The sequence below is a fragment of the Comamonas testosteroni genome (assembly GCF_014076415.1).
GTDB lineage: Bacteria > Pseudomonadota > Gammaproteobacteria > Burkholderiales > Burkholderiaceae_C > Comamonas > Comamonas testosteroni_F.
In genome coordinates, this window is the sequence record NZ_CP043568.1 from 5,526,245 (window position 1) to 5,546,874 (window position 20,630).

26 protein-coding genes are annotated in these 20,630 nt (G+C 61.8%); 5 read left to right on the forward strand and 21 right to left on the reverse strand.

Going from position 1 to position 20,630, the window contains the following annotated elements; genetic code table 11:
* Positions 1–5: 5 nt before the first annotated feature.
* The 15 genes from rpsK to F0P97_RS25490 all read right to left on the reverse strand — a co-directional run bounded on the left by rpsK (position 6) and on the right by F0P97_RS25490 (position 8,494).
* The gene (gene rpsK, locus F0P97_RS25420) at positions 6–410 is read right to left on the reverse strand and encodes a 30S ribosomal protein S11 (RefSeq protein WP_003050538.1); all 405 of its coding nucleotides are present in this window, start codon (positions 408–410) and stop codon (positions 6–8) included.
* Between the two features lie 17 nt (positions 411–427).
* The gene (gene rpsM, locus F0P97_RS25425; RefSeq protein ID WP_003068424.1) at positions 428–793 is read right to left on the reverse strand and encodes a 30S ribosomal protein S13; all 366 of its coding nucleotides are present in this window, start codon (positions 791–793) and stop codon (positions 428–430) included.
* Positions 794–815: 22 nt separating this feature from the next.
* A complete protein-coding gene (gene rpmJ, locus F0P97_RS25430) occupies positions 816–929 on the reverse strand; it encodes a 50S ribosomal protein L36 (RefSeq protein ID WP_003050535.1) in 114 nt (37 codons plus the stop codon).
* A gap of 118 nt (positions 930–1,047) precedes the next feature.
* Positions 1,048–2,361 carry a preprotein translocase subunit SecY gene (gene secY, locus F0P97_RS25435; protein ID WP_003050520.1) on the reverse strand — a complete coding sequence of 438 codons (1,314 nt, stop codon included), beginning with the start codon at positions 2,359–2,361 and terminating at the stop codon, positions 1,048–1,050.
* A 24-nt stretch (positions 2,362–2,385) separates the two neighbouring features.
* Complete coding sequence (rplO, locus tag F0P97_RS25440; protein ID WP_003050519.1) at positions 2,386–2,817, reverse strand: 50S ribosomal protein L15; 432 nt, start codon at positions 2,815–2,817, stop codon at positions 2,386–2,388.
* A gap of 11 nt (positions 2,818–2,828) precedes the next feature.
* On the reverse strand, positions 2,829–3,011 hold the full coding sequence (gene rpmD, locus F0P97_RS25445) for a 50S ribosomal protein L30 (RefSeq protein ID WP_003050517.1): 183 nt from the start codon (positions 3,009–3,011) through the stop codon (positions 2,829–2,831).
* A 14-nt stretch (positions 3,012–3,025) separates the two neighbouring features.
* Positions 3,026–3,547, reverse strand: a complete 522-nt coding sequence (gene rpsE / locus F0P97_RS25450; RefSeq protein WP_003050515.1) for a 30S ribosomal protein S5 — start codon at positions 3,545–3,547, stop codon at positions 3,026–3,028.
* Positions 3,548–3,562: 15 nt separating this feature from the next.
* Positions 3,563–3,928: a 50S ribosomal protein L18 gene (gene rplR, locus F0P97_RS25455; RefSeq protein ID WP_003050513.1), complete on the reverse strand. Its 366-nt coding sequence runs from the start codon at positions 3,926–3,928 to the stop codon at positions 3,563–3,565.
* 11 nt (positions 3,929–3,939) lie between these two features.
* A complete protein-coding gene (gene rplF, locus F0P97_RS25460) occupies positions 3,940–4,473 on the reverse strand; it encodes a 50S ribosomal protein L6 (RefSeq protein ID WP_003068417.1) in 534 nt (177 codons plus the stop codon).
* A gap of 24 nt (positions 4,474–4,497) precedes the next feature.
* Entirely contained in the window at positions 4,498–4,893 is a 396-nt protein-coding gene (gene rpsH / locus F0P97_RS25465) for a 30S ribosomal protein S8 (RefSeq protein ID WP_003050510.1), read from the reverse strand.
* Positions 4,894–4,913: 20 nt separating this feature from the next.
* Complete coding sequence (rpsN, locus tag F0P97_RS25470) at positions 4,914–5,219, reverse strand: 30S ribosomal protein S14 (protein ID WP_003050509.1); 306 nt, start codon at positions 5,217–5,219, stop codon at positions 4,914–4,916.
* An 8-nt stretch (positions 5,220–5,227) separates the two neighbouring features.
* Entirely contained in the window at positions 5,228–5,767 is a 540-nt protein-coding gene (gene rplE / locus F0P97_RS25475) for a 50S ribosomal protein L5 (RefSeq protein ID WP_003050507.1), read from the reverse strand.
* Between the two features lie 10 nt (positions 5,768–5,777).
* The gene (gene rplX, locus F0P97_RS25480; protein WP_003068411.1) at positions 5,778–6,095 is read right to left on the reverse strand and encodes a 50S ribosomal protein L24; all 318 of its coding nucleotides are present in this window, start codon (positions 6,093–6,095) and stop codon (positions 5,778–5,780) included.
* 12 nt (positions 6,096–6,107) lie between these two features.
* Positions 6,108–6,476, reverse strand: coding sequence for a 50S ribosomal protein L14 (gene rplN, locus F0P97_RS25485; RefSeq protein WP_003050500.1), 369 nt, complete (start codon positions 6,474–6,476; stop codon positions 6,108–6,110).
* Between the two features lie 422 nt (positions 6,477–6,898).
* Positions 6,899–8,494, reverse strand: a complete 1,596-nt coding sequence (locus F0P97_RS25490; RefSeq protein WP_182284844.1) for a glycerol-3-phosphate dehydrogenase/oxidase — start codon at positions 8,492–8,494, stop codon at positions 6,899–6,901.
* A 499-nt stretch (positions 8,495–8,993) separates the two neighbouring features.
* On the opposite strand from F0P97_RS25490, the gene F0P97_RS25495 reads away from it, so the two are divergent.
* The 3 genes from F0P97_RS25495 to glpK are packed head-to-tail and all read left to right on the forward strand — an operon-like array spanning position 8,994 to position 11,745.
* The gene (locus F0P97_RS25495; protein ID WP_034373828.1) at positions 8,994–9,758 is read left to right on the forward strand and encodes a DeoR/GlpR family DNA-binding transcription regulator; all 765 of its coding nucleotides are present in this window, start codon (positions 8,994–8,996) and stop codon (positions 9,756–9,758) included.
* Positions 9,740–10,234 (forward strand): GNAT family N-acetyltransferase, encoded by a 495-nt coding sequence (locus F0P97_RS25500; RefSeq protein WP_232538057.1) that lies wholly within the window; start codon positions 9,740–9,742, stop codon positions 10,232–10,234. The genes F0P97_RS25495 and F0P97_RS25500 overlap by 19 nt, the downstream gene beginning before the upstream one ends.
* A 14-nt stretch (positions 10,235–10,248) precedes the next feature.
* Complete coding sequence (glpK, locus tag F0P97_RS25505; protein WP_182284846.1) at positions 10,249–11,745, forward strand: glycerol kinase GlpK; 1,497 nt, start codon at positions 10,249–10,251, stop codon at positions 11,743–11,745.
* Between the two features lie 98 nt (positions 11,746–11,843).
* On the opposite strand, the gene aqpZ is transcribed toward glpK, so the two are convergent.
* Positions 11,844–12,542: an aquaporin Z gene (gene aqpZ, locus F0P97_RS25510; protein WP_182284847.1), complete on the reverse strand. Its 699-nt coding sequence runs from the start codon at positions 12,540–12,542 to the stop codon at positions 11,844–11,846.
* A 101-nt stretch (positions 12,543–12,643) separates the two neighbouring features.
* On the opposite strand from aqpZ, the gene F0P97_RS25515 reads away from it, so the two are divergent.
* Together F0P97_RS25515 and proC are read left to right on the forward strand one after the other, a co-directional pair.
* Positions 12,644–13,822, forward strand: coding sequence for an esterase-like activity of phytase family protein (locus F0P97_RS25515; protein ID WP_182284848.1), 1,179 nt, complete (start codon positions 12,644–12,646; stop codon positions 13,820–13,822).
* A gap of 70 nt (positions 13,823–13,892) precedes the next feature.
* Positions 13,893–14,732 carry a pyrroline-5-carboxylate reductase gene (gene proC / locus F0P97_RS25520; protein WP_182284849.1) on the forward strand — a complete coding sequence of 280 codons (840 nt, stop codon included), beginning with the start codon at positions 13,893–13,895 and terminating at the stop codon, positions 14,730–14,732.
* An 83-nt stretch (positions 14,733–14,815) separates the two neighbouring features.
* On the opposite strand, the gene ubiA is transcribed toward proC, so the two are convergent.
* The 5 genes from ubiA to recG form a co-directional block, all read right to left on the reverse strand.
* Positions 14,816–15,697 (reverse strand): 4-hydroxybenzoate octaprenyltransferase, encoded by an 882-nt coding sequence (gene ubiA / locus F0P97_RS25525; protein WP_182284850.1) that lies wholly within the window; start codon positions 15,695–15,697, stop codon positions 14,816–14,818.
* Between the two features lie 49 nt (positions 15,698–15,746).
* Entirely contained in the window at positions 15,747–16,595 is an 849-nt protein-coding gene (locus tag F0P97_RS25530; protein ID WP_182284851.1) for a phosphatase PAP2 family protein, read from the reverse strand.
* Positions 16,596–16,692: 97 nt separating this feature from the next.
* On the reverse strand, positions 16,693–17,229 hold the full coding sequence (locus tag F0P97_RS25535; protein WP_232538058.1) for a Dps family protein: 537 nt from the start codon (positions 17,227–17,229) through the stop codon (positions 16,693–16,695).
* Between the two features lie 63 nt (positions 17,230–17,292).
* Positions 17,293–18,261: a LysR substrate-binding domain-containing protein gene (locus F0P97_RS25540; protein WP_003050465.1), complete on the reverse strand. Its 969-nt coding sequence runs from the start codon at positions 18,259–18,261 to the stop codon at positions 17,293–17,295.
* 142 nt (positions 18,262–18,403) lie between these two features.
* The gene (recG, locus tag F0P97_RS25545; RefSeq protein ID WP_182284852.1) at positions 18,404–20,587 is read right to left on the reverse strand and encodes an ATP-dependent DNA helicase RecG; all 2,184 of its coding nucleotides are present in this window, start codon (positions 20,585–20,587) and stop codon (positions 18,404–18,406) included.
* Positions 20,588–20,630 lie beyond the last annotated feature (43 nt).

The following is a 20,630-nucleotide window of genomic DNA, read 5'->3' on the forward strand; positions in this document are numbered from 1 at the left end:
AAAAATTAGATACGACGACGCTTTTGAGGGCGGCAGCCGTTGTGGGGAACCGGAGTCACGTCCGAGATGGAAGTGATGCGGATACCCAGAGCACCCAGGGCGCGAACCGAGGATTCACGGCCAGGACCGGGACCCTTGATTTCGACTTCCAGGTTCTTGATGCCCTGTTCGATAGCAGCACGACCGGCCACTTCCGAAGCAACCTGAGCAGCAAAGGGAGTCGACTTACGCGAACCCTTGAAGCCCTGGCCACCCGACGAAGCCCACGACAGAGCGTTGCCTTGACGGTCGGTGATGGTGATGATCGTGTTGTTGAACGAAGCGTGCACGTGCGCGATGCCGTCAGAAATATTCTTACGGACCTTCTTGCGAACGCGAGCAGCTGCGTTGTTTGCGGGAGACTTAGCCATAATGATCTTTCAATCTCTTATTTCTTCAGAGCCGCAGCACCCTTGCGCGGACCCTTGCGAGTACGGGCGTTTGTGCGGGTACGTTGACCGCGCATGGGCAGGCCGCGACGATGACGGAAACCGCGGTAGCAACCGATGTCCATCAAGCGCTTGATGTTCATCGTGGTTTCGCGACGCAGATCACCTTCCAGAGTCATGGGATTCAGGAAGTCACGGATCTTTTCCAGATCAGCGTCCGTCAGGTCCTTGACCTTCTTGGAATACTCGATACCGCATGCTTCGCAGATCTTGCGAGCTGTAGTGCGACCGATGCCATAGATGGCAGTCAGGCCGATTTCAGCATGCTTGTGCGGCGGGATGTTAATGCCAGCAATACGTGCCATATTAGTCCTCTAATGCTTTCAATCAACCTTGGCGCTGCTTGTGGCGCTGGTCAGTGCAGATCACGCGCACAACACCTTTGCGGCGGATGATCTTGCAGTTACGGCAGATTTTCTTGACCGAAGCCGAAACTCTCATTCTTTTCTCCTAAAACTTTCCATCCACTATCGGCCTATCGACCGGGAAACAATGCCCGCGATAGATCGATGGGCGTCTACTAACTTTTGGCAGGCTGCCCCCTCGGGCAGCCTTGTCATCAAATACCAGCCTTAAAGTTCGCTTTTTTCAGGAGCGACTCGTATTGCTGCGACATCACGTAGTTCTGCACTTGCGCCATGAAGTCCATTGTCACGACCACGATGATCAGCAACGATGTACCACCGAAGTAGAACGGAACGTTGTACTTCAGGATCAGGAATTCGGGCAACAAGCACACGAAGGTAATGTAGATCGCGCCAGCCAGGGTCAGGCGAACCAGAATCTTGTCAATGTAGCGGGCTGTCTGTTCGCCAGGACGAATCCCGGGGATGAAAGCGCCACTCTTCTTCAGGTTGTCGGCAGTTTCCCGGCTGTTGAAAACCAGGGCCGTATAGAAGAAGCAGAAGAAAATGATCGCGGCAGCATAAAGGATGACATAGATTGGCTGACCAGGGGTCAACGTGCTCGCAATATCCTTCAGCCAGCGCATGGATTCTCCTGCACTGAACCAATTCACCACCGTAGCGGGCAGCAAGATGATCGACGAAGCGAAGATGGGAGGAATCACACCTGCCATGTTCAGCTTCAGTGGCAAGTGCGAAGACTGACCACCGTACACCTTGTTGCCGACTTGTCGGCGTGCGTAATTCACCAAGATCTTGCGTTGACCTCGTTCGACATACACGACGAAATACGTCACGGCTGCCACAACGAGAACAATGAAGATTGCCGCCAGAATGCTCATGGCACCGGTGCGCACCAGCTCCAGCAGACCGCCGATGGAACTCGGCAGGCCTGCGGCGATACCGCCAAAGATCAGTATCGAGATACCGTTGCCCAGACCACGTTCAGTGATCTGTTCACCGAGCCACATCAGGAACAGGGTACCGGCCGTGAGACTGACCACCGCAGTCATGCGGAAGCCAAAACCAGGGTTCAGAACCAAGCCTGCGGAGCTTTCCAGGGCAACAGCAATTCCCAAGGACTGAAACAGCGCCAGGCCCAGAGTGCCGTAGCGGGTGTACTGGGTAATCTTGCGACGACCCGCTTCACCTTCCTTTTTCATCTGCTCGAATGTCGGGACCACGTAGGTCATGAGCTGCATGATGATCGATGCCGAGATGTACGGCATGATCCCCAGTGCGAACACTGTGAAGCGCGAGAGCGCTCCACCCGAGAACATGTTGAACAGATTGAGAATGCCGCCCTGCTGGCCAGAGAACAGCTGCTGCAGCTGCGCTGGGTCGATGCCCGGAACGGGGATATGCGCCCCGATGCGGTATACGACCAGCGCAAGCAACAGAAAAACCAGACGACGACGCAGGTCGCCGAATTTTCCAGTCTTTGCAATTTGAGCTGCGCTAGTAGCCACGGATGTCTTCTTTCAGAACTTTAATCAGGCGATGCTGCCACCGGCAGCTTCGATGGCAGCCTTGGCACCGGCGGTAGCGCCGATACCGTTGAGCTTGACAGCCTTAGTCAGTTCACCGCTCTTGATGATCTTCACCACCTTAGCGATAGAGCCAACCAGACCGGCTTGCTTCAGAGCAGCCAGATCGACTTCGGCCAGGCCGAGCTTATCCAGCTCGGACAGGGTCACTTCTGCATTGAACTTCAGCAGATGCGACTTGAAGCCACGCTTGGGCAGGCGACGCTGCAGAGGCATTTGACCGCCTTCGAAGCCCACCTTGTGGTAGCCACCCGAACGCGACTTCTGACCCTTGTGACCGCGACCGGCAGTCTTACCCAGACCAGAACCGATACCGCGACCCACGCGACGCTTGGCGTGCTTGGCGCCGTCTGCAGGCTTGATGCTATTGAGTTCCATCATCAATCCTTTCAGAGAACCTTCACCAAGTAGGCGATCTTGTTAATCATGCCGCGCACTTCAGGAGTGTCCTGCAGTTCGCTGACGCTGTTCAGCTTGCGCAGACCCAGGCCACGCACAGTCGCACGGTGCGACTCTTTGGTGCCGATGGGGCTACGAACCAGCTGAATCTTGACAGTTTGTTGTGTTGTCATGTGCTGGACTCCGATCAGGCGGTGAAGATGTCTTCGACCGACTTGCCGCGCTTTGCTGCCACGTTCGCAGGGGTCGTGGAGTTCTTCAAAGCGTCGAAAGTTGCGCGAACCATGTTGTAGGGGTTCGACGAACCGTGGCTCTTGGCCACGATATCGGTGATACCCACCACTTCAAAAACAGCGCGCATAGGGCCGCCAGCAATGATGCCGGTACCCTTGGGAGCTGGGTGCAGCTCGACCTTGGCAGCGCCGTGATGGCCCTTCACCGAGTGGTGAATGGTGCCGCTCTTGAGTGCAACCTTCATCAGGTTGCGACGGCATTCTTCCATCGCTTTTTGCACGGCAGCAGGCACTTCCTTGGACTTGCCCTTACCCATGCCAACGCGACCGTCACCGTCGCCAACCACGGTCAGTGCAGCGAAGCCGAGAATACGACCGCCCTTCACAACCTTGGTGACGCGGTTGACCGCGATCATTTTTTCGCGCAGACCGTCGTCACGACCTTCGTCTTGCACTTTGGGGGAAAATTTAGCCATTTGTATCCGCTCCGCTTAGAACTGCAGGCCCGCTTCGCGAGCGGCTTCTGCCAAAGCCTTCACGCGGCCGTGGTATGCAAAACCGGCGCGGTCGAAAGCCACTTTCTCAACGCCAGCAGCCTTAGCCTTCTCAGCAATGCGCTTGCCGATCAGCGTGGCGGCGGCCACGTTGCCACCCTTGCCAGCGGCGCCGAGTTGCGAACGCACTTCGACTTCTGCAGTGGAGGCCGAAGCCAGCACGGTAGTGCCGTCTTCCGAAACCACGGAGGCGTAGATATGGAGATTGGTGCGGTTCACGCTCAGACGTGCAACGCCTTGCTGGGCAATGCGGATGCGAGTCTGACGGGCACGGCGCAGACGCTGCTCTTTCTTGTTCAACATCATGCAGCTCCTTACTTCTTCTTGGTCTCTTTGATCACGACCTTCTCATTCGCATAGCGAATGCCCTTGCCCTTGTAAGGCTCGGGAGGACGAACGGCACGGATCTCAGCAGCCAATTGACCGACCACTTGACGGTCAGCACCCTTGATCACGATCTCAGTCGGAGTGGGGGTAGCGACAGTGATGCCGGCGGGCATCTCGAAGTTGACGGGGTGCGAGAAGCCCACAGCCAGGTTCAGCTTGGAACCTTGTGCAGCGGCCTTGTAGCCCACGCCAATCAGCGTCAGCTTCTTCTCGAAGCCTTCAGTCACGCCCTTGACCATGTTGTTGACCAGCTGGCGGATGGTACCGGCCAGGGCGTCAGCTTCACGGGAATCGTTGGCGGGAGCAAAGGACAGCTTGCCGTCGTTGTTGCCGATGGTCACCAGGCCGTTCAGAGCCAGCGACAGATCGCCGCCCTTGCCCTTGACCTTGATGGTTTCAGCGTTGATGGACACATCCACACCTGCGGGGATGGTCACAATAGCTTTTGCTACGCGAGACATTTCAGTATTTCTCCTTAATGTCCGTTAGGCCACATAGCACAGCACTTCACCGCCGATACCGGCAGCACGTGCTTTGCGATCAGTCATCACGCCCTTGGGAGTAGTGACGATGGCCACACCCAGGCCGTTCTGGACCTGAGGAATTGCGTGACGACCCTTGTACACGCGCAGGCCGGGACGGCTCACACGTTCGATACGCTCGATCACAGGGCGACCGGCGTAGTACTTCAGGGTAATTTCGAGTTCGGACTTGCCACCTTCGGACTTCACTTCGAAGCCGTCGATATAGCCTTCTTCCTTCAGCACTTGTGCGATGGCAACCTTCACCTTGGAGGAAGGAGCCGACACAGTGGCCTTGGAGACCAGTTGTGCATTGCGGATGCGGGTCAGCAAGTCAGCGATGGGATCACTCATGCTCATGTTTAATCTCTCCTGCTTGCTTACCAGCTGGCCTTGGTGACACCGGGGATGTCGCCAGCAAAGGCCAATTCACGCACCTTGGCACGACCCAGACCGAATTGGCGGAAGGTACCGCGAGGACGGCCAGTGATCTCGCAACGGTTACGCTGGCGAGTGGGGTTCGAGTTACGGGGCAGCTTCTGCAGACCCAGGCGAGCGGCGTCGCGCTCTTCGTCGGAACGCTTCACGTCGCCGGCGATTGCCTTCAGTTCTGCATACTTGGCAGCATACTTGGCTGCCAGCTTTTCGCGCTTCAGTTCGCGCTGAATCATTGCTACTTTAGCCATGCGCCACCTCAGTTCTTGAAGGGGAATTTGAAAGCGGCGAGCAGTGCCTTGCACTCTTCGTCGTTCTTCGCTGTTGTCGTGATGCTGATGTTCAGACCACGCAGAGCGTCCACCTTGTCGTACTCGATTTCGGGGAAGATGATTTGTTCTTTGACGCCAACGTTGTAGTTGCCGCGACCGTCGAACGAACGACCCGAGATACCACGGAAGTCACGCACGCGGGGCAGAGCCACGGTCACGAAACGGTCCAGGAATTCGTACATCTGAACGCCACGCAGGGTCACCATGCAGCCGATAGCTTGGCCTTCGCGGATCTTGAAACCAGCGATAGCCTTCTTGGCCTTGGTCACCACAGGCTTCTGACCAGCAATCTTGGTCAGGTCAGCCACGGCGTTGTCCATCACCTTCTTGTCGGCCACGGCTTCGCTCACACCCATGTTCAGAGTGATCTTGGTCAGACGGGGCACTTCCATAGCGGAGGTGTAGCCGAACTTTTCCTTCAGTTCAGCCGCGATCTTTTCGCGATAGAGTTTTTGCAGTCGTGCCATGTGTTACTCCTTAGGCGGCGATTTCAGCGCCATTGGACTTGAACACGCGAACACGTGTGCCGTCGGCGTTCACCTTGATGCCCACGCGATCGGCCTTGCCGGTCGCTGCATTGAAGATAGCCACGTTGGATTGGTGGATAGGCATGGCCTTTTCCACGATACCGCCGGTGGTGCCCTTCATGGGGTTAGGCTTGGTGTGCTTCTTGACCAGGTTGACACCGTCCACGATCACGTGGGAGTCATCCTTGCGCAGAGAAACCACGCCACGCTTGCCCTTGTCACGGCCGGTCAGCACGATAACTTCGTCGCCCTTGCGAATCTTGTTCATGGTGCTATTCCTTTAGAGAACTTCAGGGGCCAGCGACACGATCTTCATGAACTTTTCGGTACGCAGTTCACGAGTCACGGGGCCAAAGATGCGGGTGCCGATAGGCTCCAGCTTGGCGTTCAGCAGCACGGCGGCATTGCCGTCGAACTTCACGAGCGAGCCGTCTGCACGACGGATGCCCTTGGCGGTGCGCACCACCACAGCACTGTAGATCTCGCCTTTTTTGACGCGACCACGAGGAGCTGCTTCCTTGACGCTCACCTTGATGATGTCGCCAACACTTGCGTAGCGACGATGAGAACCGCCCAGCACCTTAATGCACTGAACAGACTTCGCGCCGGTGTTGTCGGCAACCTCTAACCGAGATTCTGTTTGGATCATTTCAATATTCCCAACTTGCTCCAGCAACGCTCGACAGCCCCAGAGTCTTCTCAAGGGCTGATCAAGCAGCCGGTCAGTCTTGGGCCCGTCGTCCACCTTCCGGACCATTCCGGAGGGCTTCCCGCTGGGCAGAAAGTTCCACGCTTTTAAACGTGAAGCAGGAGATTGTCGCAGGAAATCCTTTGTGCGTCAAGCGTTTAGCCTGCAATACCCGCACTGATTTCACTGGCGCAAAGCCTGGCAGACAGGCCCTCGCACTTGCAACCAAAACAATAGCATACTGCGCAATTAGCACATTGATTTCAAACAATAAATTACCTGAAATCAACAGCCATCAAGCACTGCCAGCTCACATTTCCAAGAGAGCTGCGAACCGCAGCCTGTTGCCCATACGCCACGCCCCCGCAGGGCGGCCGCGCAGATCAGCCCTGGACGGGCAGATATTGGCGGGTCAGGGCCAGGAAGTCGTTGAGTTGCACGTCCTGGTCCAGCTCCTCGGTCAGGATGGCCGCCACGCGGGGCGCGATCTCGGCCGCCTTGCGGGCATCGAGGAAAAGCAGGCGACTGCGGCGCGCCAGCATGTCCTCGACGGTGCGCGCGTATTCAAAGCGGGCGGCAAAGCGCACCATGGCTTCCGAGAGACCATCCATCAGCCAGTTCTGCGCACCAGGCAGCGCAGCCACGGCAGCGGCATCCGTGCCGTAGGAGTGCAGACCCTGACTCTGGTTCATGCTGTGCGTGACGGCCGCCTCGGCCGGCGCCCCCACCAGCGGCAGGTTCACGGTAACCCCGGCAGGACGACCGGGCAGGCGGCCGATCTGGAAGCATTCGGCCAGCACATCCTCGGACATGGCCCGGTAAGTCGTCCATTTGCCGCCGGTGACGGTCACCAGGCCGGTCTTGCTGGACATCACCGTGTGCTCGCGGCTGATCTTCTTGGTGTTCTCGCCGTCATCGTCCTGCGGCTTGACCAGCGGGCGCAGGCCCACCCACATGCTGCGCACATCGGCCAGCGTGGGCTGTCGATTCAGATACTTGCCGGCCTCGCCGAGAATGAAATCCAGCTCCTCGGGGAAAGGCAGGGGTTCGCGCGCCAGGTCGTTACGCGGCGTGTCGGTGGTTCCCAGAATCACCTTGCCCAGCCACGGCACGGCAAACAGCACGCGGCCATCGGCCGTCTTCGGGATCAGCAGCGCATGATCCGTTGGCAGGAACTCGCGGTCCACCACCACGTGCACCCCCTGGCTGGGCGCAACCATGGGCTTGACGGGCTTGCCCTGGGCCTCGGCATCCTGCTGGCGAAACAGATCCACCCAGGGCCCCGTGGCATTGACCACGCACTTGGCGCGCACGGTGAAGTTGCGACCCGATTCCGCATCGCGGCAGATCAGCCCGGCAATCTGCTGCCCCTCGTAGATCAGCTTTTCCGCCGGGCAGTAATTGATCAGCAAGGCGCCCTTGGCCGCTGCGGTACGCGCCAGCGCCAGCGCCAGACGCGCATCGTCAAACTGGCCATCCCAGTACTTGACCCCGCCCTTGAGACCTTTTTGCTGTACGGTCGGCAGGTATTTCACGGTCTTGGTGCTGGAGAGGAATTCAGTAGCCCCCAGGCCGGCCTTGCCGGCCAGCGCGTCATACATCTTGAGGCCGATGCCGTAGAACGGCGTATCCAGCAGCTTGTACGAGGGCATCACAAAGGCCAGAGGCTGGGCCAGATGCGGTGCGTTGTGCAGCAGCGTGGTGCGCTCGTGCAGCGCCTCGCGCACCAGGGAGATGTTGCCCTGCGCCAGATAGCGCACGCCGCCATGCACCAGCTTGGTGGCGCGCGAGGAAGTGCCCTTGGCGAAGTCCAGCGACTCCAGCAGCACGACCTTGAAGCCGCGCGCCGCCGCATCCACCGCCACGCCCAGCCCCGTGGCACCGCCGCCCACGATGGCCAGATCGAAGCTTTCGGTCTGCGCCAGGCGCTCCAGCAGTTGTGCACGCGTTGTAGCCAAGGGTTGAGTGGACTGGTTCATGGAACGACTTCTGCGGTGATCGCCGTGCCGCCACCATCACGGATGGGACGCACACAACGAAGAATAAATTTCAGATCGAATATTTTCGCTCTTTTTCGCTTTTTGTGGGCGCCAACCCCTGAATATCGATTCGTTTTCGCGCGATTCAAGCCAAAACCGCTGCTCCAGCGCCACTCCGGCCAGGCCGCAACATCGGCAATCGGCGCGCTTGCACACACTCAATGCATGAACTGCATTCTTCTTGTCGTGCCAATTGTTACTGCTGCAACAACTCACCACGATGACATATAACCGCAGCTTGCTGTCAGACTTCAGACTCGACGCGGATTCATTTTTGTTTTTTAACGGGCAATTCCATAGAAAATCACCCTATTAGAGGTTCGTTTGGATTCGCTCACAATCCCTGCACTGCCCGCTGCGGCTGGCGCTCTCCCCTATAGAGCTCTTCATCTGCAGCCCGTCCATGCGCCAATAGCACCTATATAACCAGTCATCAGTCATGAACAGCAATCCCCGCCAGTTGCAGCTTGTCGAAGAAGTCCGCGCCCGCCAATCCACCTCGGTAGAGCAACTGGCCGAAATCCTCGGTGTCACGCTGCAAACCGTGCGCCGCGACATACAGAAGCTGGCCGATGCCGGACTGCTGGTGCGCTTTCATGGCGGCGTGCGCGTGCCCAGTGCCACCGTGGAGAACCTGGCACATACCCAGCGCCAGGTATTGCATGCCGAAGGCAAGATGCGCATTGCACGCGCCATTGCAGAGGCCATTCCCAACGGCTGCTCGCTGATTCTCAACATCGGCACTACCACCGAAGCGGTGGCCCAGGCCCTGCTGCAGCACAAAGGTCTGCGTGTCATCACCAACAATCTCAATGTCGCCGCCATCCTCAGCAGCAATGCCGATTGCGAAGTCATCGTCGCCGGCGGCGTGGTGCGCACACGCGACCGCGGCATCGTGGGCGAGGCGGCCGTGGACTTCATGCGCCAGTTCAAGGTGGACATTGCCGTGATCGGCATCTCGGCCATCGAATCGGACGGCAGCCTGCGCGACTTCGACCTGCGCGAGGTCAAGGTGGCCCAGACCATCATCGGCCAGTCGCGCGAAGTCTGGCTGGCCGCCGACCACAGCAAGTTCAGCCGCCAGGCCATGGTGGAGCTGGCCCGCCTGAACCAGATCGACCGCCTGTTCACCGACGTGCCACCCTCCGCGCCCTTCGATGCCCTGTTGCGGGATGCCGAGGTGCAATGCACCATCGCCCAATGAACGCGGCCCCCTATCTGATCCGTCCTGCGCTGCCCGAAGATGCCGCGGGCATTGCCGGGCTGCTGCATGACATAGGCTGGTTCAAGGCCTACGAAAGTCATTCCGCGTCCCAGAACACCGAGGCCGTGAAGGCACTGCTGGACGAGCTGCAGACCGGGCCGGAGCGCTCTCTGATGCTGGTGGCGCAAGACAGCCAGCAGCACATTCACGGCTACTGCGCCGTGCACTGGCTGCCGGTCGCCGTGCTGCAAGGCTGGGAAGCCTATGTGAGCGAGCTGTTTGTCGCCGAGGCAGCGCGCGGTGCAGGCCTGGGCCAGCAACTGCTGGACGCGGCCACACAGGCAGCGCGCGAGCGCCATTGCATACGCATCTGGCTGGTCAACAACCGCGAGCGCCCTTCCTATGTGCGCGGCTTTTATTCCCGGCAGGGCTGGAGCGAGCAGGCCGAAATGGCGCGCTTTGTGCTCCCCCTCTGAACCTCGGACAACTCATGACAACCTATCTGCTCGCCCTGGACCAGGGCACCTCCAGTTCCCGCTCCATCGTCTTCGACACGCAAGGCCGCATCGTTGCCTCGGCCCAGCTGGAGCTGCCGCAGATCTATCCACAGCCGGGCTGGGTGGAGCATGACCCGCGCGAGATCTGGCGCACCCAGCTGAGCACCGCCAAGGAGGCGCTGGCCAAGGCGGGCCTCAAGGCTGGCGATATTCGCTCGGTAGGCATTACCAACCAGCGCGAGACCACCATCGTCTGGAACCGCAAGACCGGCGCCCCCATTCACCATGGCATCGTCTGGCAGGACCGCCGCGCCGAACCCACCTGCGTGCAGCTGCGCGAAGCCGGTCACAGCGACGCCATTTTGCAGAAAACCGGTCTGCGCATCGATGCCTATTTTTCAGGCACCAAGCTCAAATGGCTGCTGGACAACGTGCCCGGCGCACGCGCCGCAGCACAGGCCGGCGAGCTGGCCTTCGGCACGGTGGATTGCTGGCTGATCTGGCAGCTGACGGGCGGCAAGCGCCATGTCACCGATGTGAGCAATGCCAGCCGCACCATGCTGTTCAATGTGCACAGCAACCAATGGGATGCCGATCTGCTGGCCCTGCTCGATATCCCTGCGTGCCTGATGCCCGAGGTCCTTCCCTCGGCCGCCGACTTCGGCCAGACGGCCGACGAAGTGCTGGGCGGCTCCATCAATATCGGCGGCGTGGCCGGCGATCAGCAAAGCGCGCTGTTCGGCCAGGCCTGCTTCGACGCGGGCATGGCCAAGAACACCTACGGCACGGGCTGCTTCATGCTCATGCATACGGGCAGCAGCTTCCAGACTTCGAGCAACGGCCTGCTGACCACCTCGGCCGCCCAGGCAAGCAGCCAGCCCCAGTTTGCGCTGGAAGGCAGCGTCTTCGTCGGCGGTGCCGTGGTGCAGTGGCTGCGCGACGGCCTGCAGGCCATCGAACACAGCGGCCAGGTCCAGCAACTGGCCGAAAGCGTGCCCGACAGCGGCGGCGTGATGCTGGTGCCGGCCTTTACCGGCCTGGGCGCCCCCTACTGGAAGCCCGATGCGCGCGGCACCATCACCGGTCTGACGCGCGGCACGACGATGGCCCATATCGCCCGTGCGGCCCTGGAATCCATTGCCTACCAGAGTGCAGCCCTGCTCGGCGCCATGAGCCGCGACGCCGTGGCCACGGGCGGCACGCCGGTCAGCGAGCTGCGCGTGGACGGCGGTGCCTGCGTCAACAATCTGCTGATGCAGTTCCAGGCCGATCTGCTGGGCATTCCCGTGGTGCGCCCGGCCTGCGTGGAAACCACGGCTCTGGGTGCAGCCTATCTGGCCGGCCTGTCCAGCGGCGTCTATCAGAGCACCGAGGAGCTGTCGGCCTTGTGGAAGGCCGAGCGCCGCTTCCTGCCCACGCTGGGCAAGGACCGCGCCGACGAGCTGATGCAGCGCTGGGAACAGGCCGTGCGCCAGACCACGGCACAGTAAAGCCGCTGCACTGGGCGCTGACCAGGCAAGCGCCCAAGCCATCAAAAAAGGGATGACAAGGCATCCCTTTCTGCTTGGGCAGCAGCCGCGTTGCACGCTCAGTCTTCGTCACCCAGCAGCGCCTTGTGGATCACGGCGCCGATGATGGCACCCACGATGGGGGCCAGCCAGAACAGCCACAGCTGCTCCAGCGCGATGGCCGGCCCAAACAGCGCCGGGCCGGTGCTGCGGGCGGGGTTGACCGAGGTATTGGTCACGGGGATGGAGATCAGATGGATCAGCGTCAGGCACAGACCGATGCTCATGCCCGCAAAGCCCACGGCGGCTTTCTTGGTGGTGGAGCCCAGGATCACCAGCAGAAACACGGCGGTCAGCACCCCCTCGGTCACCAGCGCCGCCGCCATGTTGAACTTGCCCGGCGAGTGCTCGCCATAGCCATTGGTGGCCAGATCGGCCACCTGGGCACCGGCCTTGCCGCTGGCAATGAAGTACAGCACGGCTGCCGCCGCGATGGCCCCGAGAACCTGGGCAATGATGTAGCCGGGCAGCTCGGCAAAGCGAAAGCGCCCCGCCACCGCCAGTCCGACGGACACCGCAGGATTGAAGTGGCCGCCGGAGACCGGGCCGAAGGCATAGGCGCCCGTCAGCACCGTCAGGCCGAAGGCAAAGGACACGCCCAGCAGGCCGATGCCCACTTCGGGAAAGGCCGCTGCCAGCACCGCGCTGCCGCAGCCGCCAAAGGTCAACCAGAAAGTACCCAGAAACTCTGCCGACCATTTTTTGACATTGGATGCCATGATTGCTCCCTATTTCGGATGGGCGTCGTCCGAGCCGCCCCACGCGGCACGGAACCGCTGGCATCTTAGAAAGCGATCGGCGAAAAGTACAAGGCACAAATGTGAACAATCCACGACAGCTCCGGCTTTGGGGCCTCGCGCTGATCTGCGCCAGCCTCGCTGCCTGCACGACGGCGCCGTTCGCACCCAGCCGCATCTGCAGCACGCCCCAGGCCCGCCCCTGGTCGCTGCTGGGGGAGATCCGCTGGCCACATGACCAGCTGTTTGCCGGCACTACCGTGGGCGGGCTGTCCTCGATCGACTACGACGCGGGCAGCAATCTGTACTACCTGGTCAGCGACGACCGCTCCACCCACGGGCCGGCGCGCTTTTACACGGCGCGCATCGAGTACGACGCCGGCGGCCTGCATCGGGTCACCATGCAGAGTGCCCAGCCGCTGCTCAGCCCCACAGGACGCCCTTACCCCAGCGGCCGCCAGCCTGGGCCCGGCATCGCGACCCCCGACGCAGAGGCACTGCGGCTTCTGCCTGGAGGGCAGTCTCTGCTGTGGAGCAGCGAGGGCGACTTTGCGCGCGGCTTCGGCCCGCAACTGCTGCAATCAGGCACGGACGGGCGCTGGCAACGCGAATGGCCGCTGCCACCCGGGCTGCGCCTGCCGGCCAGCAAGTCCGAGGGGCCGCGCAGCAACTTCACGCTCGAAGGTCTGGCGCTGAGCCAGGATGGCCGCACCCTCTGGCTGGCCATGGAGGCGGCGCTCAGGCAAGACGGGCCCCTGCCCGCAGCAGGGCAAGCGGGCGGCCCGGTGCGAATCACCGCCTATGACATGGACACGCAGCAGCCCGTGCGCCAGATGGCCTATCTGCCCGACGCCCTGCCCACCGGCCTGTGGCTGCAGCACCGTGCCATCAACGGCATCAGCGATGTACTGGCCGACGGCCCCGAGCACCTGCTGGTGCTGGAGCGCTCCTTTGCGCCACCGCTGCGCTTTGGTGCACGCATCTACCGCATCAGCACCCATGCCGATGCAAGCAGCGATACGCTGGGCCAGACTCGACTCGTGCCGGGCAGCTACCGCCCCGCAGACAAGGAATTGCTGCTGGACCTGGCCGACGCCGGCCTGCGATCCGTGGACAACCTGGAGGGAATGAGCTGGGGGCCGCGGCTGCCCGATGGCCGACGCGTGCTGCTGCTGGTCAGCGACAACAACTTCAACCCCGCCGAAGTCACCCAGTTCGTCGCATTGAGCGAGGAGCGCGACCGCTGCGGCGCAGGTTTATAGTGCCGTTCTGCGCCTGGAATCCGAACACAGGCTTGCCAACTTGCTGCATCGCAGAGCGAATCGAACCATCATGAGCCAGACTGACCACTCGACCACCGTTTTCCCTCCCATTGCCTTCATCGGCGGCGGCAATATGGCCAGTGCCATCATCGGCGGCCTGATCCGTCAGGGTGCTCCAGCCAGCAGCATCACCGTGGTCGAGCCTTTTGAGGCCACACGCGCTACGCTGAAGAGCAGCTTCGGTATCGACGCCCTGCCCGCCGCCACCGAGGCCCTGCAAAACGCCCAGCTGGTGGTCTGGGCCGTCAAGCCCCAGAGCTTCAAGGAGGCGGCGGCTCCCGTCGCCAGCCATGCCCGCAACGCCCTGCATCTGAGCGTTGCAGCCGGCATCACCACCAACAGCATTGCTGCCTGGACCGGCACCAGCCGCATCGTGCGCGCCATGCCCAATACCCCGGCCCTGGTGGGCAAGGGCATGACGGGCCTGTTCGCCCGCCCCGAGGTCGATGCCCAGGGCAAGGCCCTGATCGAGACTGTGATCGGCAGCACCGGCGAGTTCATCTGGGTGGACAAGGAAGAGCATCTGGATGCCGTGACGGCCATCTCCGGCTCCGGCCCGGCCTATGTATTCCTGTTCCTCGAAGCCATGACCCAGGCGGGCGTCGACATGGGCCTCAGCGCCGAACAAAGCTACAAGCTGGCCGTGGCCACGTTTGCGGGCGGCTCGGAACTGGCGGCACGCTCCAGCGAAAGCGCCGAAGTGCTGCGCCAGCGCGTTACCAGCAAGGGCGGCACCACCTACGCGGCCATCACCCATATGCAGGAGCAGAAGCTGCCCGAGCACTTCATCGAGGCCATGCGCAAGGCCCAGATCCGCGCACAGGAGCTGGCCGCCGAGTTCGGCAAATAAAAAAACCGGCCTCGGCCGGTTTTTTTGAATCTTTCCGACCTCAATCGTTTGTCAGTCAATCGATTCAAGCTATCAGAACAGGACTATCTCAAAGCAAACCCAAGCGCCACGCCTGCAAAGATCGCGGCGCCAATCCAGTGGCTCTTGCTGAAGGCGACAAAGCAGCCTTCACGCGTGCGATCCTTGATCAGACTGAAATGCCAGACGATCTGTGCCGCCGCCACACCCATGCCCAGCCAGAAGGGCCAGCCCAGCCGATAAGGAGCCAGCACCCAGGCGATCAGACCCCAGCACAGGACAAAGAACAGCATGATGGCCGCGACATCGAAACGGCCCAGGGTGATGGCCGAGGTCTTCATGCCGATCTTGAGATCGTCATCGCGGTCCACCATGGCGTATTCGGTGTCATAGGCCAGCACCAGAAACATATTCGCCAGCCACAGCGTCCAGGCCGTGGTGCCGACCTCACCGGTCACCGCCGCAAACGCAATCACGATGCCGAAATTGAAGGCAATGCCCAGAAAGGCCTGAGGCATGGCAAAAAAGCGCTTGGTGAACGGGTAGAGAATCGTGAACAGCACGGCAGGCACCGACCAGGCCACCGCCTCCCAGCGGGTGGACAGCACCAGACCGAAGGCGACCAGCGCGAGCACCAGGCCGACCATGGCGGCTTCCCTGACCGAGATCTGGCCGCTGGTGATGGGGCGCTGAGTGGTGCGTTTCACATGCCTGTCGAAGTCGCGGTCGGCAATATCGTTGATGGTGCAGCCCGCGCTGCGCATCAGCACCGTGCCCAGCACAAAGACCACCAGCAGATGCCAGCCCGGAAAGCCCTGGCCGGCCACCCACAGAGCCACCAGCGTAGGCCAGACCAGCACCAGCCAGCCCGCGGGACGGTTGAAGCGGATCAGATCCAGATACAGCGACAGCTTGGAGCGCGGCGAAGCAGGGATGGAGGCGGACATGAGACGGGTTCCGAAAGGCAGGGGATCACGACCGGGCCCCAGGCCGCGGTCAGCGCAGCGGCAATTGTGCCTCGGCCTGCAACGCCCGGAGGGCGCCGCCCCCATGCTCGACACGGTCTGTCAACCAGAGCACCAGAGCCGTCCAGCCCAGACCCAGGCACAGACCCGCCAGCACATCGCTGGCATGGTGCACGGACAGCAGCACGCGGCTCAAGCCTGTGCTCAGGGCCAGCAGAGCCGCCACCGCAAAGACCCAGGGCCGCCAGTGCGGCGGCAGTCGGCGAGCAACCAGCCAGGCCAGCATGCCGAAAATCGCAGCCGTGCCCGCGCTATGGCCGCTGGGAAAGCTGAAGCCGGCCTCATGAACCAGACCGTCCAGCGGACGCGCACGCTGCAAGGTCCCCTTGATGAAACGCACCCACAGTCCCGTACCGGCCACGGCCACCACCCAGCTCAGCAGTTGCAGACCCTGGCGCCGCCACAGCAGCCACAGGCCCACGACCAGGCTCAGCAGCCCCATGACGCGCAAATCTCCTAGCATGGTCCAGCCCTGCACCAGGGGCTGCAGACTGGGCGGCAGGCCTGCGCTCACCGCGCGCTGCAGCTTCAGATCCAGGGCCATCAGCCCCTGCGGCGACTGAAGGGACTGGGACTGCTGCACGCCAACGACCAGCAGGGCCAGAACAGCGCCAGCCAACCCAGCCACCACCAGCAGCCAGTTGCCGCCAGGCCTGAGATCCGCGCTGCGGTCCTGCCACAGCCACGCGGCCCGGCCCTGCGCACGCCAGCGCAGCATGCCGGCCGCGAGCAGCAGCAACAGCAGCAGCACCCAGATGGCATGGCTGTCCACCCACTGCGCCAGCAGGACCACGGGAGTCGCCGCAGAAAACACAGGCATTCCTTTCAGGAGCAAAAGCGAAAAAGCCCTGACGGGCCTCTGGAGGCGGGCCCGTCAGGGCTTGGAGAGTCCGCGCGAACCACGGCCCGGGTGCGGCTCACTCCTCGAGCAGGGAGCGCAGCATCCAGGCGGTCTGCTCATGCACAGCCAGGCGCTGGGTCAGCAGGTCTGCAGTAGGCTCGTCGCCGGCCTTGTCCGCACGGGGAAACAGCTGGCGGGCCGTGCGCGCCACGGCCTCGTGGCCCTGCACCAGAATGCGCACCATCTCCAGGGCCTTGGGCGGCTGCGCCGGTGCGTCGGGCAGGCTGGTGAGCTTGCCGAACTGTGCATAGGAGCCAGGCGCATGGTGGCCCAGTGCACGGATGCGCTCGGCCACGGGATCGACGGCATTCCACAGCTCGGTGTACTGCGCCATGAACATGGTGTGCAGCGTGTTGAACATGGGCCCCGTGACGTTCCAATGGAAGTTGTGCGTGGTCAGATACAGCGTATAGGTGTCGGCCAGCAGCGCCGACAGCCCCTTGGCAATGGCGGCGCGATCCTCGTCGCTGATGCCTATGTGGATGCCTGCGGGCACCTGCGACGCGGCGTCCGACTTTTGTTTCTGCGATTTGTCCTTGCCTTGCTTGGTCATGCAATCACCTTTCAGGTTTAACGAATCCAGACTCCCGCCTTCTTCGAGCCGCTAAAGCCACGCTTACTGCGACAGGCGCTGCACTCCCGGCAGCGGGCAGGCGTATACGGCATTGCGCAGCGCGGCAATCGCCTCATAGCGCGTGAAGCTGCGCCGCCAGGCCAGCACCACACGGCGGGTGGGCGGCGCAATGCCGTCTTCCTCATGAATCGGAAGATAGCGAATATGAGGCTCATCGGCGCGGCGACGGCGCTCAATGGGAGCCAGTGCATCCTCGGGCACGGACAGTCGCGGCACCAGGGTCACGCCCATGCCGGCTGCCACCATGTATTTGATGGTTTCCAGCGAAGAGCCTTCGAAGGTGCGGCGAATGCCTTCGGAGTTGCTGGCATAGCGCGCGAATTCGGGGCAGACCTCGAGCACATGGTCGCGGAAGCAGTGACCCGCACCCAGCAGCAGCATGGTCTCGTTCTTGAGATCCGTGGTAGACAGACTCTTCTTCTGCGCCAGCGGGTGGGTGCTGGGCACGGCGGCCATGAAGGGCTCGTCGTACAGCGGCGCCAGTGCCAGGCCGGTATCCGGGAAGGGCTCGGCCATGATGGCGCAGTCGATCTCGCCCGTGCGCAGCATCTCCAGCAGCTTGACGGTGAAGTTCTCCTGCAGCATCAGCGGCATCTGCGGCGTCATATTGATGGAGTTGCGCACCAGATCGGGCAGCAGATAGGGGCCGATGGTGTAGATCACGCCCAGGGTCAGAACGCCTGAAAGCGGGTCCTTGCCGCGCTTGGCGATTTCCTTGATCTCGTTGGCCTGCTCCAGCACGCTTTGCGCCTGGCGCACGATCTCCTCGCCCAGCGAGGTCACCGAGACTTCGCCGGCACTGCGCTCGAAAATCTTGACATCCAGCTCTTCTTCCAGCTTCTTGATCGCCACGGACAGCGTAGGCTGGGACACATAGCATGCTTCGGCGGCGCGGCCAAAGTGCTTTTCCCGCGCAACGGCCACGATGTACTTCAATTCGGTAAGAGTCATAGAGAGGGGGTCTTTGGGATTCTCAATAACAGCATTGATTCATCCTGTTTTTGCATTCAATCACAAATTGCCAAGGCAAAAGATTACATATATTCCTGCAAAAACGTAACTCTTTACGTCTTCAAACGCAGGTTTGGGTATTTCAGGCCTTCAAATATTCGGCCTTTCCACCCAGCCAGCGGCTGACATGGCGTGCAGCCAGCGCAGGAAACTGCTCAAGCATAAGCGGTGCCAGCTCGCGCGCCCAGTCCAGCAGCATCACGTCCTGCTCGAGATCGGCAAAGCGCAGCATGGGGGCGCCCGACTGCCGGGCGCCGAGAAACTCCCCCGGGCCGCGAATCTCCAGATCCCGCCTCGCGATCTCGAAACCGTCATTGGTCTCGGCCATGGCACGCAGGCGCTCCTTGCCGGTATCGGACAGTCGCCCGTTGTCATTCACCGAATACAGCAGCACACAGGCCGAGGCTGCAGCGCCGCGCCCCACACGGCCGCGCAACTGGTGCAGCTGCGAGAGGCCGAAGCGCTCCGAGTGCTCAATGACCATCAGCGAGGCATTGGGCACGTCCACGCCCACCTCGATCACCGTGGTGGATACCAGCACCCCCATGACGCCGGCAGAAAACAGCTCCATCACGGCCTTTTTCTCGGCCGTGGGCATGCGCGAGTGCAGCAGACCCACCATGACACCGGGCAGCATTTCGCTCAAATATTCATGGGTGGCCGTGGCATTCGACAGATCCAGCGCTTCGCTCTCCTCGATCAGCGGGCAGACCCAATAGACCTGACGCCCGCTGGCGACCTGGGCACCGATGCGCTCGATCACCTCGTCCTTGCGGCTGTCCGAGATCAGCTTGGTGACGATGGGCGTGCGCCCTGGCGGCAGCTCGTCTATGGTTGAGACATCGAGGTCGGCGTAGTAGCTCATGGCAAGCGTGCGCGGAATCGGTGTGGCGCTCATCATCAGCAAATGCGGCTCCATTCCCGTGGCCGCGAGCTTTTGCCGCAACGCCAGGCGCTGGGCAACGCCAAAGCGGTGCTGCTCGTCGATCACGGCCAGGGCCAGATTCTTGAACTGCACCTGCTCCTGAATCACGGCATGGGTGCCCACGACCAGCGCCGCCTCGCCGCTTTCCACCAGCGCCAGCATCGCGGCGCGCTCCTTCTTCTTCTGGGCACCCGCCAGCCAGGCGACCTTTTTGCCCAGCGGAGCCAGAATCGGCTCCAGCCAGCCGACCAGCTTGCCGAAATGCTGCTCGGCCAGGATTTCGGTCGGAGCCATCAAGGCGCATTGCCAGCCGGCCTCGATACAGGCCACGGCAGACAGTGCTGCCACCACCGTCTTGCCCGAGCCCACATCGCCCTGCAGCAAACGATGCATGGGAATACGGCGCTCCATATCGGCCCGAATCTCTCCCACCACTCGCTGCTGCGCCCCCGTCAGGCCAAACGGCAGCTGCGCCAGAAACTGCTGCGTCAAATCCGCCATGCCGGCCTGCGGCCTGAGCACGGGCGCGCGCAAGCGGGCACGCTCGCGCTTGGCCTCGTACTGGGACAGCTGCTGGGCCAGCAGCTCTTCCGCCTTGAGTCTCTGCCAGGCCGGGTGGGAATGGTCCTCCAGAGTGACCAAGGCCACATCGGGCGTTGGATGGTGAAGAAAAATGAGCGCATTGCGCAAGTCATATGCCGGCTGCAGTCCATTTTGACCATAGAACTGCGCGATGGGAGGCGACTGCCCCGGTGGCAAGGTCTCGGACAGATCGGCACGCAACAGCGCCGAGGCAATGGCCCGGCGCAGATACGCCTGGGGCAGACTGGCAGTGGCGGGATAGACCGGTGTCAGCGCCGTGGGCAGCTCGCCACCCGCCACCCGAAATGCAGGGTGCATCATCTGCCGCCCCCAGAAACCGCCCTTGACCTCGCCGCGGATGCGCAGACGCGCGCCGGGCGCCATGGTCTTTTGCTGTGACGGGTAGAAGCTGAAGAAGGTCAGCAGACAAGTGCTGCTGCCATCATCCACGGTGACCTTGAGCATACGCCGCGGGCGCAGCTGCACCTCGCTGTGCGTGACCGTGGCTTCGATCTGCACCGTCTCGCCATCACGCGCGTTCTTCAGCAGCACGATGCGGGTTTCGTCCTCATAGCGCAGCGGCAGATGCAAAGCCAGATCGATATCGCGCGTCAATCCCATCTTCTGCAAGGCCTGCTGCGCCGGGCTGACGGTCTTTTTGGGAGCGGCATCCTGGTCCATGCCCGCCTTTTTCTCACGAGCGGCAGCGCGCTTGACAGCAGACTTCGGCTCGGCAACAGGCTTTTTTGACACAGACAACTGAGACTCCTTGACTACACTCCCCGCGACAGGGAAAGCAATG